This window comes from Planctomycetota bacterium (assembly GCA_016125255.1).
Classification (GTDB): domain Bacteria; phylum Planctomycetota; class Phycisphaerae; order Phycisphaerales; family Zrk34; genus RI-421.
In genome coordinates this window covers 16,791-32,805 of record WGMD01000002.1, presented here as the reverse complement: position 1 = coordinate 32,805, position 16,015 = coordinate 16,791, and the positions used below count along the sequence as shown (strand labels likewise).

20 protein-coding genes are annotated in these 16,015 nt (G+C 66.1%); 16 read left to right on the top strand and 4 right to left on the bottom strand.

The features are described 5' to 3' along the window. Positions 1-6: 6 nt before the first annotated feature. From GC162_01310 to GC162_01300, 3 genes are read right to left on the bottom strand one after another with little or no spacing between them, the layout of a single operon-like run. Positions 7-351, bottom strand: coding sequence for an anti-sigma factor antagonist (locus GC162_01310; GenBank protein ID MBI1367271.1), 345 nt, complete (start codon positions 349-351; stop codon positions 7-9). Then, a complete protein-coding gene (locus GC162_01305; GenBank protein MBI1367270.1) occupies positions 348-869 on the bottom strand; it encodes an ATP-binding protein in 522 nt (173 codons plus the stop codon). The genes GC162_01310 and GC162_01305 overlap by 4 nt, the downstream gene beginning before the upstream one ends. Beyond that, positions 815-1,165, bottom strand: coding sequence for a hypothetical protein (locus GC162_01300; GenBank protein MBI1367269.1), 351 nt, complete (start codon positions 1,163-1,165; stop codon positions 815-817). The genes GC162_01305 and GC162_01300 overlap by 55 nt, the downstream gene beginning before the upstream one ends. Positions 1,166-1,262: 97 nt before the next feature. Here GC162_01300 and GC162_01295 point away from each other — a divergent pair, with 97 nt between their 5' ends. The 15 genes from GC162_01295 to GC162_01225 all read left to right on the top strand — a co-directional run bounded on the left by GC162_01295 (position 1,263) and on the right by GC162_01225 (position 13,529). Next, a complete protein-coding gene (locus GC162_01295; GenBank protein MBI1367268.1) occupies positions 1,263-1,901 on the top strand; it encodes a 16S rRNA methyltransferase in 639 nt (212 codons plus the stop codon). Positions 1,902-2,064: 163 nt separating this feature from the next. Next, the gene (locus GC162_01290; protein ID MBI1367267.1) at positions 2,065-2,640 is read left to right on the top strand and encodes a sigma-70 family RNA polymerase sigma factor; all 576 of its coding nucleotides are present in this window, start codon (positions 2,065-2,067) and stop codon (positions 2,638-2,640) included. Between the two features lie 3 nt (positions 2,641-2,643). Then, positions 2,644-3,117, top strand: coding sequence for a hypothetical protein (locus GC162_01285; GenBank protein ID MBI1367266.1), 474 nt, complete (start codon positions 2,644-2,646; stop codon positions 3,115-3,117). Continuing rightward, positions 3,114-3,662 (top strand): hypothetical protein, encoded by a 549-nt coding sequence (locus GC162_01280; GenBank protein ID MBI1367265.1) that lies wholly within the window; start codon positions 3,114-3,116, stop codon positions 3,660-3,662. Before GC162_01285 ends, GC162_01280 begins: the two co-directional genes overlap by 4 nt. A 49-nt stretch (positions 3,663-3,711) precedes the next feature. Continuing rightward, positions 3,712-4,329, top strand: coding sequence for a hypothetical protein (locus GC162_01275; GenBank protein ID MBI1367264.1), 618 nt, complete (start codon positions 3,712-3,714; stop codon positions 4,327-4,329). 36 nt (positions 4,330-4,365) lie between these two features. Continuing rightward, positions 4,366-6,099: a type II/IV secretion system protein gene (locus tag GC162_01270; GenBank protein MBI1367263.1), complete on the top strand. Its 1,734-nt coding sequence runs from the start codon at positions 4,366-4,368 to the stop codon at positions 6,097-6,099. Further along, positions 6,099-7,310 (top strand): hypothetical protein, encoded by a 1,212-nt coding sequence (locus GC162_01265; GenBank protein MBI1367262.1) that lies wholly within the window; start codon positions 6,099-6,101, stop codon positions 7,308-7,310. Before GC162_01270 ends, GC162_01265 begins: the two co-directional genes overlap by 1 nt. Before the next feature lie 11 nt (positions 7,311-7,321). Continuing rightward, on the top strand, positions 7,322-7,765 hold the full coding sequence (gene gspG / locus GC162_01260) for a type II secretion system protein GspG (GenBank protein ID MBI1367261.1): 444 nt from the start codon (positions 7,322-7,324) through the stop codon (positions 7,763-7,765). Positions 7,766-7,769: 4 nt separating this feature from the next. Further along, complete coding sequence (gene gspH / locus GC162_01255) at positions 7,770-8,279, top strand: type II secretion system protein GspH (GenBank protein ID MBI1367260.1); 510 nt, start codon at positions 7,770-7,772, stop codon at positions 8,277-8,279. Beyond that, the gene (locus GC162_01250) at positions 8,276-8,674 is read left to right on the top strand and encodes a prepilin-type N-terminal cleavage/methylation domain-containing protein (protein MBI1367259.1); all 399 of its coding nucleotides are present in this window, start codon (positions 8,276-8,278) and stop codon (positions 8,672-8,674) included. Before gspH ends, GC162_01250 begins: the two co-directional genes overlap by 4 nt. Beyond that, entirely contained in the window at positions 8,671-9,381 is a 711-nt protein-coding gene (locus GC162_01245) for a prepilin-type N-terminal cleavage/methylation domain-containing protein (GenBank protein ID MBI1367258.1), read from the top strand. The genes GC162_01250 and GC162_01245 overlap by 4 nt, the downstream gene beginning before the upstream one ends. Further along, on the top strand, positions 9,378-10,766 hold the full coding sequence (locus tag GC162_01240; protein MBI1367257.1) for a hypothetical protein: 1,389 nt from the start codon (positions 9,378-9,380) through the stop codon (positions 10,764-10,766). Before GC162_01245 ends, GC162_01240 begins: the two co-directional genes overlap by 4 nt. Beyond that, on the top strand, positions 10,766-12,259 hold the full coding sequence (locus GC162_01235; GenBank protein MBI1367256.1) for a hypothetical protein: 1,494 nt from the start codon (positions 10,766-10,768) through the stop codon (positions 12,257-12,259). The genes GC162_01240 and GC162_01235 overlap by 1 nt, the downstream gene beginning before the upstream one ends. Next, a complete protein-coding gene (locus GC162_01230; protein ID MBI1367255.1) occupies positions 12,256-12,825 on the top strand; it encodes a hypothetical protein in 570 nt (189 codons plus the stop codon). Before GC162_01235 ends, GC162_01230 begins: the two co-directional genes overlap by 4 nt. Continuing rightward, positions 12,822-13,529 carry a hypothetical protein gene (locus GC162_01225; GenBank protein ID MBI1367254.1) on the top strand — a complete coding sequence of 236 codons (708 nt, stop codon included), beginning with the start codon at positions 12,822-12,824 and terminating at the stop codon, positions 13,527-13,529. The genes GC162_01230 and GC162_01225 overlap by 4 nt, the downstream gene beginning before the upstream one ends. On the opposite strand, the gene GC162_01220 is transcribed toward GC162_01225, so the two are convergent. Next, a complete protein-coding gene (locus GC162_01220; protein MBI1367253.1) occupies positions 13,519-13,785 on the bottom strand; it encodes a hypothetical protein in 267 nt (88 codons plus the stop codon). The two genes, GC162_01225 and GC162_01220, sit on opposite strands and share 11 nt — an antisense overlap. Between GC162_01220 and gspD the strand changes: the two genes are divergently transcribed. Further along, positions 13,772-15,967: a type II secretion system protein GspD gene (gene gspD, locus GC162_01215; protein MBI1367252.1), complete on the top strand. Its 2,196-nt coding sequence runs from the start codon at positions 13,772-13,774 to the stop codon at positions 15,965-15,967. The two genes, GC162_01220 and gspD, sit on opposite strands and share 14 nt — an antisense overlap. Positions 15,968-16,015: the final 48 nt, after the last annotated feature.

Genomic DNA, 16,015 nt, shown 5'->3' with positions numbered 1-16,015 from the left:
CTCGCCTTACTTTGTCTTGGCGTTTTCGACGGTGTCGACGATGGTGAAGACCATGTCGAGTCGGGCGATTTCGAAGATGGAGCGGACTTTGGGTTGCAATCCGCAGAGGATCATTTTGCCCTGGTTTTTGCGCTGGCGCTGGAGGGTTTCGACGAGGGTGGCGACGCCGGAGCTGTCCATGTACGGGACGGCGGTCATGTCGACGACGAGCCGGGCGGGCTTGGCGCCGACGATCTCAATGAGTCCGGTGCGCAGCTCGGGGGAGCGGCTCAGGTCGATTTCACCCGACAGAGCGACGCAGACGCCGTCCGGCAGGGGTTCTTTTTTGGTGATGATTTCGGATGTGCTCATGAGGATGTGTTTCCCTGCGTGGGGGGGTGGTTGAGGGGGGAAGGATGTTTGGTCATCGTCAGTCGCATGCCGCCCTCGCGGCGGGGGGCGTATTCGACTTCGTCCATGACCTGATGAATGATGTGCACGCCGAGCCCGCCGGGGCGAATGTCCTCCAGGTCGCGGCTCTTGATGGCGGCGGGATCGACTTGTTTGGCTTCGTCTTCAATGACCATGATGAATCCCGCGCGGTCGCCGTTGGAGACGGTCGGGTTGAAGCGCAGCCAGATGGGTCCATCGGGGCGATTGTCGTAGCCATGCCGGATCACATTGGCGAGGGCTTCGTCGATGGCGAGGATCACCTTACCGGTGTCCGCCTCGTCATAGCCGAGGCGTTCGAGCAGGGCGGAGACGGCCGCACGCGCGACGCACAGATAGCACGGCTGGCTGAGGATGCGAAGCTCGATGTCCCACTTCGTGTCGCTCATGGTTGCGCCGCCGCCGTCGTCAACTGCCCGCCTTTGTACGCCTTGATCCATTGCTCGATCGCCGCGGCCCGCTTGTCCGGCGATTCATAATACACATAACCGAGCGTTTTGCCCGTGATCTTGTCCAGCGCGGTGATGGCGTACATGCGCACAAGCTGATCGTCGCTGCCGAGCTGTTCGATGAGGTGCGGGATCGCCGACGCATCCCTGGTTTCGCCGGCCCGGTGAATGGCGTAGAGCTTCGATTGCGGATCACGGGCGTTGAACCCGCCTTCGCTGACCGGCTGATCGGCACAGCCGCACAACAGCGCGAGCAGGCCGAGGAATGTAAGACGCATCATCCCCATGCTCGCCCATCATAATCGCAATGTCGGTTTGGACCAAAGTGAGGCGGGGGGACTGAAGTCCCCCCGCCTCGGGGGCGGGATGTGATACGCTCATGTCGTGAACCGGATGCGTGAAAGTCAGGGCGGGGGGATCGAGCCGGCGGACTGGCTTGCGGTTGATGTGCGGAGCGGTCCGGGGCGTTCGCTCAAGGCACCGTTGTTTGCCGCGCTGGGGATCAAGCGGGGTCAGCGGCCGCGCGTGCTCGACGGGACGGCGGGGTACGGACTGGACACATGGCTGATCGCGGCGGCGGGGTGTCAGGTCACGGCGGTGGAGCGGTCGCCGGTTGTATTTGCGGCGCTGCTGGCGTCATGGTCACGGGCTCGCGCGGCCGAGCCGGACATCGCCGATCGGATCGAACTGGTCGAGGGCGAGACGGCGGCGGTGCTTGCGGGGCGGACGGATATCGAGGCGGTGTACCTGGACCCGATGTTCGCCGCGGAGCGCAAGGCGGCTCAGAAGAAGGCGATGAAGCTGCTTCGAGAGGTCGTCGGGGACGATGCCGATGCGGACGAGCTTTTTGAGCCGGCGATGCGGGCGGCGACGCGGCGGGTCGTGGTCAAACGGGCACGTCGAGCACCGGTGCTGGGGGGGCGTGCACCCGATCTGACGTTCGAGGGTAAGGGATTGCGGTTCGATGTCTATTTGAAGAAGGGGTCAGGTGTCAGCGGTCAGGCGTCAGAGGCCGCCCCATGAGCGCCGCAAGCAGCGGGCAGGGCAGGGATGTGCAGAAATGGCGATCCGGCGAACGTGATGTAAAAGCATGGGGCGGCGGGCGATCGGTGCGCGCCGATGGCGGGCTCGAAAATATTTTTGGAAATGATGGAAGAAACCCACGAGCAGTTTCGACCAATATCGGGTGACGCAGGGACGTGCGACTGATGCCGACGGGCACCGGGCGGCGGACGAGGCGGCGGTGCGGCGGGCGCAGGGGCGTGACCCCGCGGCGCTGCACGAGCTGGTCGTTCGCTACGCCGATGCCCTTTTGAGCACGGCCGCATATCTGCTCGGCTCCGAAGCCGACGCTCAGGAAGTCACGCAGGAGACGCTGCTGGCCATGGTCTCAAGCATCCGACAGTTTCAGTTTCGCTCGTCGTTCCGCACATGGTTGTGGGCGATTCTGATTCGCCTGGCGCAGCAGCGTCTGCGCGAGCGTCACCGCCGCCGAGGCGAATCGGCGGCGGCCGAGTTTCCGGGGTCGGCTGCCGCCGATCCGCGCGATGGGATCGATGTTCGACTCGATGTGGCGGATGCGATGATGCATCTGAACGCCGAGCACCGCGAAGTGCTCGTCCTGCGGGAAATGGAGGGCATGAGCTACGAGCAGATCGCGGTCGTGCTCGAGGTGCCCCGCGGCACCGTCGAGTCCCGCCTGCACCGGGCGCGGCAGGCGATGCGCACACTGTTAAGCGACTACGCCTCACGGGAGGTTTGAACCATGATCATCGATGAAACCACAGCCCGGCTCATCGGCGCCTACGTCGACGGCGAACTGACTGACGCCCAGCGCGAACGGGCGCGACAGCTCATCGCCTCCGATCCGGCGGCGTCGGCGTACGCGGCGTCGCTGATGGAGATCGGCATGGCGATCGAAGGGTTGCCCCGGCTTTCGATGTCGCCGCAGGCGTTGGAAATGGTGTACGACCGCATCGACCGTCTCGGTGATGTGGTCATCGCCCGCATCAATCGCTGGGCCGTCGGCATCGCCGCGTCGATTCTTGTGCTCTGCTCGGTCGCACTGGTGAGTCAGTCGCAGGGCAGCGCCGTCACGCCCGCCGCCGCCGTCGAAAGCTACGCCCTGATTCCCGCCGGCTCCGACGCCGCCGCCGAAACCGATGCGGGGGCAGGCAATCCCGAAGCGCGCATGACGCAGTGGATGGTCAGCGAGCTGAGCGAGGAGGGGGAGCCATGAAAAAGCGCTGGGCGGTCATCATCTGCTACCTCGTGACGTTCGCCGCCGGCACCGCGATGGGCCTCGTCGCCCAGCGCCGCGCGCCGCAATTCCCCGATCGCCATTCTTTCGTCGAGTCGCTGGGTCTCTCCGACGAGCAGCAGCAGAAGATGCACGACATCTGGGAAACGACGATGCGCGACTCGTTTCATTCACTCGACGACCGCCGCCGCGCCGCCTCCAAGCAGCGCAACGACGCTGTCCGCGCCCTGCTCACGCCCGAGCAGCAGACCCAGTACGACGCGATCTACAAGGCCTACGACGAACAGACCGCCGAGATTTCCAAGGCGCGCCGCGAGGCATTTGAATCCGCGCAGGCGCAGACGCGCGAATTGCTCACGCCGGATCAGCAGGTCAAGTACGACGCGCTGATGGCTGAGCGACGCAAGATGTTTGAAAACCGCGGCGGACCCGGTCGCCACGGTCACGAAGAGGATGATCACCGTAACCCGCCGCCCTCCGCGCCGACGCCGTCTCCGTCCCCGTCCACGACCCCGAATTCCTGATCCGCTCCGCACCACCCCATACTCGCCCCATCTGGGCAAAGGATCGAACATGAACCGGCTCCGTCAAGTTCTCCCCGTCCTCGGCATCAGTCTCTTCATCGGCATCGCCGCGCTGTCGGTCATCGCGGCCGACGAACAGCCCGCGCCCAAGCCCGCCGCAGGCCAGAGCGCCGAAGGCGATCGCGGTAATCGCGGCGATCGTCGCCGTGAATTCAGCCCCGAAGACCGCGAGAAGTTCATGCAGCAGATGCGCGAGCGCATGAGCGCCGCCATGAAAGAACGCCTCAACGCCACCGACGACGAGTGGGCCGTCATCGAGCCCCGCCTTCAGAAGGTCATGGAGACCCGCGTGCGCAGCGCCATGGGCGGCATGCGCGGCATGTTCGGCGGCCGCGGCCCCGGCGGTCCCGGCGGCGACAATGCCGATCGTCAGCCCTCGCAGGCCCAGCCCGGCGAATCGACCGAGATGGCGCTGCGCTCCCGCGAGCTGGCCGACCTGCTCAAGGACGAGAACGCCGCTCCCGAAGCCATCAAGGCCGCCATGCAGAAGCTGCGCGAGGCCAAGGCCAAGCAGGAGGAAGACGCCAAGAAGGCCCGCGAGGATCTGCGCGGCGTGCTCTCGCTTCGCCAGGAAGCCACGCTCGTGACCATGGGCATTCTGGACTGATCGACCGCGCCATTCGCCTAACGGAGTTTTATCACCGTGGCATTGGATGCACTGCTCTCGAAGATGGTGGCGCGCGGGCTCCTTGACGAGCCCGCCGCCACCCGCGCGCAGGCCGTCTGGAAAGACGGCCGCGTGCTTGATGATGCGCTGGCCGAACTGTGCAGCGCCGATGAACCCACACGCCTCAAGTTCCTCGCCGACGAATTCGACCTTCCGCTCGCCGATCTGGATCGGCAACCGCCCGACAAGGCGCTCGTCGAAAAGTATCCCGCCCGGCTCCTCGTGCAGCATCGACTTCTGCCATGGCGCGAAGTCAACGGGCATCTTTCCGTTGCGACCTCGCGCCCCTTCGACGCCGCGGGGCTCGACGAGCTGCGCATGGTCAGCGGCAAGGACATCGCCCTCGCTCTCGCCCCCGCGCAGGACATCGACCGACTCCTCAAGCAGCTCATCGGCGTCGGCGCGGACACCATCCAGTCGATGGAATCCGACCGCGCCAATCAAGGCATCGAAGTCATCGACGCCATGCCCGGCGACGACCTCGATCTGGAAAGCGCCGCCGAGGACGCGTCGATCGTCCGCTTCGTCAATCAGGTGCTCGGCGAAGCGGTCACCGCCCGGGCGACCGACGTGCACTTCGAACCATTCGAAAACGAGCTGCGCGTCCGCTACCGCATCGACGGCGTGCTCGTCGAAGCGAACATCCCGCCGGGCGTCGCTCGCTTCCGTGCGGCGATCGTGTCACGCCTGAAGATTCTCAGCCACTTGGACATCGCCGAAAAGCGCCTGCCGCAGGACGGGCGCATCCGCCTCAAGATCGCCGGGCGCGAAATCGACGTGCGCGTGTCCGTTATTCCGATGCTGCACGGCGAAGCGGTCGTGCTGCGCATCCTCGACCGCGGGGCGACGCTTTTGGGTATCGAACACCTGGGCATGAGCGAGCGCGATCATCGACTCTTCTCGCGCGTGCTCAATCTCCCGCACGGCATCTGCCTCGTCACCGGCCCGACCGGCTCCGGCAAAACCACTTCGCTCTACGCCGGCCTGTCGCAGATCAACACGACCGACCTGAAAATCGTCACTATCGAAGACCCCATCGAATACCAGCTCCGCGGCGTCAATCAGATCCAGGTCTCCGAAAAAACCGGCCTGACGTTCGCCACCGGTTTGCGAGCGATTCTGCGTCACGACCCCGATGTCGTGCTCGTCGGTGAAATCCGCGACCGGGAAACCGCCTCGATCGCCGTGCAGGCCTCGCTCACGGGTCACCTGGTTTTTTCGACGTTGCATACCAATGACGCCCCCGGCGCACTGACCCGACTGGTCGACATGGGCATCGAGCCGTTCCTCGTTGCCTCGTCGCTCGAACTGGTCATCGCGCAGCGGCTCGTGCGGCTGATCTGCTCATCGTGCAAACGCGCCATGCCCGTCGACGATGTGACGCGCCTGCGCGGCGAACTGAACATCGACCTGCCCGACAAGCTCTATGTCGGCGAAGGTTGCCGCGAGTGTCAGGGCACCGGCTACCGCGGCCGGGCGGGCATCTTCGAGATGATGCCCGTCACCGATACGATCCAGCGTCTGCTGCTCGAACGCGCCAGTTCCAATCAGATACGCAAGGCGGCGATGCGCGAAGGCATGCGCGGCCTGCGTGAAGACGGCTGGCGGTTGATCCTCGAAGGCCGCACCACGCTTGAGGAAGTCCTCCGCGTTACGAAGGACGAAGCCGCCGCCGACATGCGCGGCCCCGTCGTGCAGGAGGAAGCGTGATGCCGATCTTCGCCTACACCGCGCTTGATACCGCCGGCAAATCGACGACCGGGTCGATCGTCGCCGCTGGTCACGCCGCCGCGATGGAGCAGGTGCTTGGGCTCGGTCTGCATCCGGTGAAACTCGAAGAGCGCGGCGACGGCGGGGGGGCGGGCTTCTCGTTCGCCCGCAATAAAGTCGCCCCGCGCGATGTCGAAGGATTCACGCGTGAACTGTCGAATCTTCTGGCGGCGGGCGTGTCATTGACGCGGGCGCTGCACATCCTCGCCAAGGAAGCGGCGTCGCCGGCGGCGCGCAAACAATGGGACCAGATCCGCGAGGAAGTCAGCGGCGGCGCGGCCTTGGCCGACGCGATGGCCATGCAGGCCGGCACGTTCACCACAATTCAGATCGCCATGGTCCGCGCCGGCGAGCAGGGCGGGTTCCTGCACATCGTCCTCGCACAGATCGCCGAACTGCGCAGCCGTGAGCGCGACCTGATGGATCGCGTCAAGGCCGCCATGATCTACCCGATCATTCTCTCGGTCCTGATGATCGGCGTCGTCGTGTTCCTGCTGACGTTCTTCATCCCGCTGTTCATGAAAATCTTCAGCGACTTCGGCGCGGCGCTGCCCCTGCTGACCCGCGCCCTGCTCTACATCAGCGCCATCGCCCGGCAGGACGGCCTGTTCGTGCTCATCGGCGTGATCTTCGTCGCGATCCTCTTCCGTCGCGCGGTGCAGACCGAGACCGGACGCCGCCGGCTTCAGCTCATCCTGCTTAAAACCCCCGCGCTCGGCGCGGTCATCTCGCGCTTCGCCCTCGTGCGATTCTGCCGACTGCTCGGCACGCTCATCGGCGCCGGCGTCCCCCTCGTCGCCGCGCTCCGAACCGCCCGCGACGCCCTCGGCAACCAGGTCCTCTACGACGCCGTCGGTTACGCCATCGAGCAGGTCCAACAGGGCGAATCGCTGGCGCGCAGTCTTGGTCAATGTCAGTCGCTTTTCCCCGCGTCGGTCGCCGAGGTGATTGCCGTCGCCGAGGAGACCGGCCGACTCGACGCCGAACTGCAGCGCGTCGCTGAGATGAACGAACAGGAACTCGACCGACGGCTCCGCATGCTCGTGTCGCTGCTGGAGCCGCTGCTTTTGCTCGTGATGGCGTCGCTGGTGGGCACGATCGTCGTCGGCATGCTCCTGCCCGTGCTCACCATGCAGGACCTGATCAAATGACTGGAGGTTTCATGACTCGTCGTCAACATGCACACATCCGCCCCGGCTTCTCGCTCATCGAGCTGATGCTGGTGCTCGTCATTCTCGCCGTGCTCGCCGCCGTCGTCGCCACGCGCTTCACCGGCACGTCGGAGCGCGCCCGCGTCACCGCCGCCAAGACCGACATCGCCTCGCTCGAAACCGCACTCGACGCCTTCGAGGTCGACGCCGGACGATTCCCCTCGTCCGAAGAAGGCCTGCTCGCCCTTGTCGAAGTCCCCGCGGGCATGACCGAGGACAACTGGCACGGCCCCTACATCAAGCGCGGCGTGCCGAAGGACCCCTGGGGCAACGAATACGTCTACCAGTTCCCCGGCCGCGTCAACACACGCAGCTTCGACCTCTCGAGCAACGGCCCCGACGGACAGGCGGGTTCTGAAGACGACATCGTCAACTGGGACAAGGACACCAAGTAACCGCATGACCCCGCGCCCGCGAAAGTACGCATTCACGCTCCTTGAGCTCATCCTCGTGATGGTGCTCATGGCGGTCGTATTGGCGATGGCCGCCCCGTCGCTGTCCAACTTCGGGCAGGCGCGGATCATCGACGACACCGCCGCACACATGCTCGCGACGATCAAATACGCCCGGCTCATGTCCGCCAGCGAGGGCCGCACCTATCGCTTCGAGGTCGATCCGGTCCGCCGCACGTTCGGCCTGACCGCGCAGGAGGGCTCGGCCTATGTCGCCATCGCCGACAACGCCGCGCGGTCGATCCCGCTGCCCGAAAACATCGACGCCAAATTCATGAGCTCCGAAGCCGCCACGCGCTCGCACTTCAACATCAACCCCGACGGCACGGTCGAGCCGACAACGATCCGACTCACCGGCCCGGGCGGACAGATGATGGAAGTCTTCTGCAAGACCGCCTCCGACGAATACGCGATCCGCACCGTCACCGACGCATCCGCGACGGAGCAAACGCCATGAACCGACGCGGATTCACGCTCATCGAAGCGCTGGCGACGGTCGTGCTCGTGGCGATCGTTTTGCCCGTGGCGATGCGCGGCGTGTCGGCGGCGCTGGCGCTGGGCGAGTCGGCGGCGATGCGCCAGCAGGCCACCGTCCTCGCGGAAGGGAAACTCGCGGAAATGGTGACGACCGGCTTGTGGCGCGGCGGCGATCTGAGCGGCGACTTTTCGACGTCGGCGCTCGGCGAATCGCTGAGCGTCGACGAAACGCGCTCGCTGACGTGGTCGGTGACGAGCACGGACGCCCCGTGGGACCAGCTTCGCCAGATCAGCGTCAAGGTCATGTGGATGAGCCGGGGGTATGAGCGGAACGTGACGCTCACGACGCTCGTCGACGAGGAGAACGCGCCATGAACCAGCGGGCATTTACGCTCATCGAAGTGCTGGTGGCGACGCTGATTCTCGCGGCGGTCGCGCTGGCGCTGGGCTCGACGCTGAGCACGGGCATGGCGGCGCGGCGCACGGCGGTCAAGGCGCTGGAGCGGTCGCGGCCGATGACGGTCGTGGCGAAGATCATGCGCGGCGACATCGAAGCGGCCGTGCGACCGACGGGCGTGCTCACCGGCTCCTTTCTTGGCACGCAGGCCGTCAACGTCGGCGACACCGGCCCGACGATGCGCTTCACGACCAACAACGCGCTGAGCGAAGTCAACTACACCGGGCTCGACATCAACATGCGCGGTCAGATGAACGTCGCGCTCAATTCGAGCGGCGCGACCGCCCGGCCGATCCGCGCCGACGTCGTCGAAGTCGAGTATGCGATGACCGAAGGCGAAGCGGCGACGTACAACTTCGTCCGCCGCACGCGCTACAACCTGACCGCCGAGACGGTGGACATGACCGGCGAGCAGGTCTTGCTGAGGGGCGTCAGCGATGTCCAGATGCACTATTACGACGGGACGGAGTGGCTCGATGCGTGGGACTCGGGCGCGCAGAACAATCAGCTTCCGCAGGCGGTCGAAGTCGAAGTCACGCTCGACGGCGGCAAGCCCATCGCGCTGACGTTCCAGCCGCACATGGCCACCGTACTGACCAGCGACACGGGGAGCAGCACACAATGACGCACACGATCGGACATCGTGATCGCGGGGCGGCGCTGATCGTGACGCTGCTCATCGTCATCGTGCTGGCGAGTCTGGTGCTGTCGATGAGTCACACGATGCGCGTCGAGGCGCTGGCCGCTTCGCAGGCCGAGGCGCAGGCGCAGGCCCGCGCGATCGCAAACGGCGCCGCCGCGGCGATCATCCGATGGGGCGACAATCTGCCGACCGACGCCGTCGAAATCGGCGGGGGGGCGGTGTGGTTCCTCCGTGTCGATCCCGAGGACGACAAGCAGTACGCCTACGGCATGACCGACGAGGCGGCGAAGGTGAACATCAACACGGCGACGGTCGACATGCTCGAAAAGCTGCCGAACATGACGCCCGAGCTTGCCGCCGCGATCGTCGATTGGCGCGACCGCGACGAGGACACGACGGACGACGGGGCAGAGAGCGATTACTACCGCTCGCTCGACGATCCGTATCTTGCCAAGAATGCGCCGTTCGACACGATCGACGAACTATTGATGGTGCGCGGGTTCACGCCACTGGAACTCTACGGCGAGGACGCCAATCGCAACGGCGTACTCGACGCCAACGAAAATGACGGTGACGAGTCGTCCCCGCCGGACGACGGCGACGGCAAGCTCGACCGCGGCATCTATCCGTTCATCACGGTCTACAGCACCGAGCCGGCCGCGCGCGGCGGACTGAACGTCAATAGCCAGGGCAACCAGACGCGACAGGCCCTCGTGCAGCGGCTCTCGCAGTCGATGGCGTCGGACCGCGCTTCGGTGATCGCCGACAACATCATGAACAATCGCCCGCTCAAGAACATGGTCGACGTCTACATCAAATCGCAGATGACGCTCGAGGAGTTCGGTCAAGTGGCGAGCGGCCTGACGACCGAGCAGCGCGCCCGTCGCAAGGTCGGGCTTATCAACGTCAACAAGGCGCCGCTCGAAGTGCTCATGGCCCTGCCGGGCATCGAAGAGGGCGAAGCGCAGGCGCTGATCGCCTATCGCTCCGGCCAGCAGGACACGACCAACACCGCCGCCGCCGGCGACACCTCCGAGGAAACCGCCTTCGCCGCGCCGACCGGCGACCTGTCGAGCATCGCATGGGTCGCCGAGGCGATCGATCATGAAAAAGCCATCGACATCGGCAGCTTGATCACGGTCACCAGCGTGCAGCGCAGCGTGGACATTGTGGCGGTGAGCCCGGGCGGTCGGGCGTTTGAGCGGTACCGCATGGTGTTCGACCCGACGACGAGCCCGCCGACGATTCTGCTCTGGCAGCGGCTCACGCATCTGGGTTGGCCGCTCGATCGTTCGCTGCTCGATCAGCTTCGGGCCGGCGGGAAAGTCAGCGATCTGGCGCAGAGTACGGATCGAGGGAGTTTTTAATGCGACTGGGTTCACGCACACGACTGGGTCTGGCGCTTTCGGAGCAGCGATTGCTGCTGGCGGAGGTGCGCCTCAACGGGCGCGCGAAGGTCATCGCCGTCGACGCCATCGACCTGACGCCCGAGCTTGCTGACGACGCGGCGGCGCTGGGCAAGGCGCTGCGTCAGCGGCTCAAGGAGTGCAACGTCCGCTCGCGGCACGCCGTCGTCGGCCTGCCCGCCAAGTGGCTCGCCGCGCGCTCGCGCCCCGTTCCTCCGGCGGACGCCGACGCTGTGCGTCAGATGCTCCGCCTCACCGCCGACCGCGCGTTCACCGTCGACGCCGACGAACTGGTCATCGACTACGTCCCACCGGCCGCCGGGTCGGCGGAGCCCGTGCTGCTCGTGGCGGCGCTGCGCAAGCATGTGAAGTTCGCAAAGGACCTCGCCGCGGCCGCGGGCTTGAGCGTCGACGCCGTCGTCAGCACGGCCGCCGCGATGCCCGCCCTGACGGACCCGGTCGATGCGGCGTGCGTGCTGCGCATGGACGACACCGCCGCGGAAATCGCCGTGATGCGCGACGGCCGACTCGCCGGGGTGCATCATCTGAGCCGCACCGACAATCTCGATGAACTGGCCGGCGCGCTCAAGCGCCGTCTGGCGACGGAGCCGGCGCTGGCGCAGACGTTGCGCACGACGTCCGTCGGCGTCAGCTCATGGAACAATCATTTCGCCACGGTGCGGGCGGCCCTCGCCGGCGTGTGCGAAGGCGGGATCGAACCGCTTTCCATGACGCGCGTCAACGGCGATGTCGGCGAGACGGATCGGCAGATGTACGCCCCGGCGATCGCGGCGGCGATGCACGAAGCCGGCGCGGATATGGCGGTCGACTTCCTGCACTCGCGCCTCGCCGAGGCGGGCAAGGCGAGCGTGCTGGTGCGATGGCGCGGCGCGATCGGAGCGGCGGCGGTCGTGCTGCTGGCCGTGCTGATTTTCGCATGGAGCGCTTACGCACAGCAATCGGAACTTAACGATCTGAAGCAGCAGCTTGCCGCGACGAAGGACGATGCCGCCGCCGCGCGCGACCTGATCGGCAAGGTGCGCCGGGCCGAGGGATGGTTCGCGGATCGGCCCCGTGCGATGGAGATGCTGCGCGATCTGACGATGGCGTTCCCGGACCGCGGCGCGATCTGGCTCACCGAGCTTTCGGTGCGCGAGGACAACACCGGGCTGCTGAGCGGCCGATCGGAGGAAGATCGCACAGTGCTGGACCTGCGCGATCGACTGGCCAAGGCGCCGGGCGTGTCGCAGGTGAAACTGCTTTACATGCGTGAAGCGGGCCGCACGAAAAAGGAAATCAGCTTCTCACTGTCGATGAAGCTCGCCGGGGCGACCTGGCCGATCGCCGACAAGACCGAGCCGCCGACGAAGCCCGCCGACAAGACGGCCGAGCCGGCGACGAAACCGGCGCCCGAGCCGGTGGCCGTCCGCGATGAAGGAGAGGCGCAGCCATGATGTCCCGTCGTGAGAGGATCATCGCCATCGTCGCCGCCACGGCCGTGCTCCTGCTGGGCCTCGACCGCTTCGTGCTCTCGCCGCTACAGCAGTGGCGCGACGAACTGTCGCAGCAGACTTCGCATGTCGTCGACGAACTGGAATCCAACAATCGCATGATTCGCACCCGCCGCGAACTGTCCCCGCGCTGGCGTGATCTCGTCGCGGCGCATCTGCCGACCGACCCCGCCGCGGCGGAAAGTCAGTTGCTCTACGCACTGCGCGACGCCGCCAAAAATGCGCGGCTGAACGTGACGACGCTCCAGCCCGAACGGCCGGCGGGCAAGGAGGAACTGCGCGAAGTGGTCGTGTCGGCCGTAGGCGTCGGGTCGATGGATGCGATCGCGCACTTCCTGTATCAGCTTGACAACGCGAGCATGGCGGTGCGCGTGCGGCGCATGCGCATCGGGGCCTCGGAAGGCAAGGACGATCTGACCATCGAGCTGCGCGTCTCGACGCTCTATCGTGTTCCGGTGCAGAACGCCGCCGCTGCGGCGACGCGGCCGGCGACAGGGGGTGCGTCATGAACACGTTGGTCATGGTCATGCTGACCCTGCTCGCCGCCGCGACCGGGCCGAGCGCGACGCCGGGCGTCAAGTCGACGGCCATCACGCCGCCGTCGGACAAGCCGGCCTGGACGCGCTACTCGGTCGTCGTCGAGCGCAGCATGTTCGCCAAGAAGCGCCCGCCGATCCGCACCGAGCATGACCCGGCCCCGAAACCCGAAGTCAAGGTCGACGACGCCGCGCCGCCGCCGCCGCCGCCTCCCGCCAAGCCCGGCTCGCATCACGTCCTCGTCGGTATCAGCGTCGTCGGCGAACGCGCCTACGCCTTCATCGAAAACCAGCGCGATCACCAGGTCGCCCGTGTCAAAGTCGGCGAAACCGTCGACGGCCTGACCGTCCGCGACATCACCATCGACGGCATCGTCCGCGCCGACGGTGACAACAAGCTCGACATCCCCGTCGGCTATCTGCTCTCCGGCGAGCAGCCGCCCGCGCCGCTTGCGTCCAGCTCGACCAGCTCGTCCAGCGGACGCGCCATGGCTTCGACCGCTTCCACCGACGCCGGCAAGCCCGGCGCGACCGCCGGTGATGCGTCCAAACCCGCCGGCGCTGCTGATGCCGGCACGTCTCCCGCCGCCGGCGCTGCCGGGGGCGCCGGTGATGATGCGAATCTTTCCATTCTTGAGCGGCTCCGACGCCGCCGTGAGCAGGAGCTCAACAAATGAGCCGACTGAACGTGTTGCGATGGGTGCTTAACGCCATGCTCGTCATGCTGATCGCGGGCTTCGCATGGGCCGATGACGCGGAGACGCAGACACCTGTACCCGCGCCGGCCGCAGCGCCTGCCGATGCGCCCGCCGCTGAGTCCGCGCCGAAACCCGACGCGCCCAAGGCCGATGCGCCCGCGACCGAAGCGGCGCCCAAACCCGACGCACCCGCCGCCGACGCTCCGGCCGCGGAGCCCGGCGTGCAGATCGGCAAGAAGCCCGACCCGGCACTTCTGGCCGCGCCGTCCGACAAGATCATGCTCAACTTCCGTGACGCGTCGATTGATGCCGTGCTCGATTACCTCTCCGCCGTCGCCGGGCTCATCGTGGTCAAGCCCACCGAAGTCTCCGGCCGAATCACCATCATCAGCAAGCAGCCGATGACCATCGACGAAGCCGTCCAGGTCTTCAACACCGTCCTGCGCGAAAAGGGCTATGCCGCTGTCCGCATGGACCGCACGCTCAAGATCATGTCCGTCTCCTCCGCCACCAAGTCCAGCGTCCCCGTCCGCGTCGGCGCCAATCCCGAAAAAATCCCCGCCACCGATGAAATCATCACGCAGGTCGTCCCCGTTTCCAGCGCCGAGTCGACGCAGCTTCTCAAGGACCTGCGCCCGATCCTTTCCGAAACCGCCGCCGTGACCGCCAACGCCGGCTCCAACACGATCATCATCACCGACACCTCCGCCAATATCCGCCGCCTCGTGCAGGTCATCTCGGCGATGGACTCCGCTCTGACGAGCGTCTCGGAAGTCAAGGTCTTCCCGCTCCAGTACGCCCGCGCCACCGACACCGCCCGTCTCATCAACGACACCTTCGGCGAAAACGCCCGCAGCCGCAGCAGCAGCCGCAATCAGCGCGACCCCCGCGCCGAATTCTTCCGCAACATGATGCGCGGCGGACGCGGCGGTGAGGACAACAACGACTCCGAATCCCCCGGCCGCGTCGATGCTCCCCTGACCGCCTCCGCCGACGACCGCACCAACACCGTCGTCGTCGCCGGTCCCCCCTCGACCCTGAAGGTCGTCGAAGATGTCATCAAGGAACTCGACGCCAACCCCGTCGCCACGCAGGGCGTCTTCGTCTACGCCATCGAACACGCCCAGAGCAAGAACCTCGAAACCGTCCTCAATACGCTCTTCGGCGCGACCGGCTCGGCCCGCAATAGCAGCACCAGCGCCACCGGAACCAACACTAACCGCCAGCGCGGCAACAATACCTCCCGATTCCCCGAAACCCCCATCGGCGGGCCGAACACAGGCGGCTCGACCCCCGGCGGGCCCAGCGAAGCACGCAACGCCCTCCTTCAGGCCGCCAACCTCTCGCCCGCTTCCATGGAAGCCCTCGGCGAACTCGTCGGCAATGTGCAGATCGTCGCTGACCCCGACACCAATTCGCTGCTGGTCATGACCGCTCCCGGCAACTTCGAGCGTGTCCGCACCATCATCAAGGAACTCGATCGCCCCGTCCCGCAGGTCCTCATCAAGGTGCTCATCGCCGAAGTGACCCACTCCGACTCCGTCGACCTCGGGGCCGAATTCTCCGTCGTCAACGCCCCCAACAACTCGACCCTGTTCACCGACTTCGGCGTCGAAGCGGCGGGCATGGCCAGCGGCGGTCTCGTCTATAAACTCGTCGCCGGCGACATGTCCGCAACGCTCCGCGCCCTCGAGGAAGTCGGCAAGCTCGAAGTCCTCTCCCGTCCCTACATCCTCGCCTCCGACAATCAGCTCGCCACCATCACCGTCGGCTCCGAAGTCCCCTTCATCCGAAACACCCGGATCACCGATAACGGCGACACCATCAACACCATCCAGTACGACGACGTCGGCATCATCCTCAACGTCACCCCCCACATCAGCCCCGACAAACTCGTCACGATGGACGTCGCGCCGGAGATTTCCTCGATCAGCGGCGAGTCCGTCCCCATCTCCGAAACCGTCAACGCCCCAGTCATCGAAAAGCGCTCCGCCTCGACCCGCGTCGCCATTCAGACCGGCAAGACCATCGTCATCGGCGGCCTCATGCAGGACCAGAAGACCGCCACCATCAAGAAAGTCCCGCTCCTCGGCGACATCCCGCTTGTGGGCCTCCTCTTCCAGCGCCAGGAAAACGAAAAGCGCAAGACCGAACTCTTGATTTTCCTGACGCCGCATGTCGCTTCCGAAGCCGACCGTCTTGAGAAGATCACCGAGGACGAGAAGAAGGGCACGCAGATCGTCCCCGATGCCGTCCAGCCCGGCGAATTCGACCGCCACCTGCGCGGCCTTCAGCGCGGCGACGGCGTCGACCGCCCCGAACCTCACTACGACCCCAACGCCCCCAACCCCACCAACGGCCCCAACGAAATCGACCCCAAACTCCGCCTCTCCCATCCGGAGGAAAAGAAAAAGTAGCGCCGCACGACCGTCCCTCTCGATGGGTGGCCGGGAGGGGGATGGCAA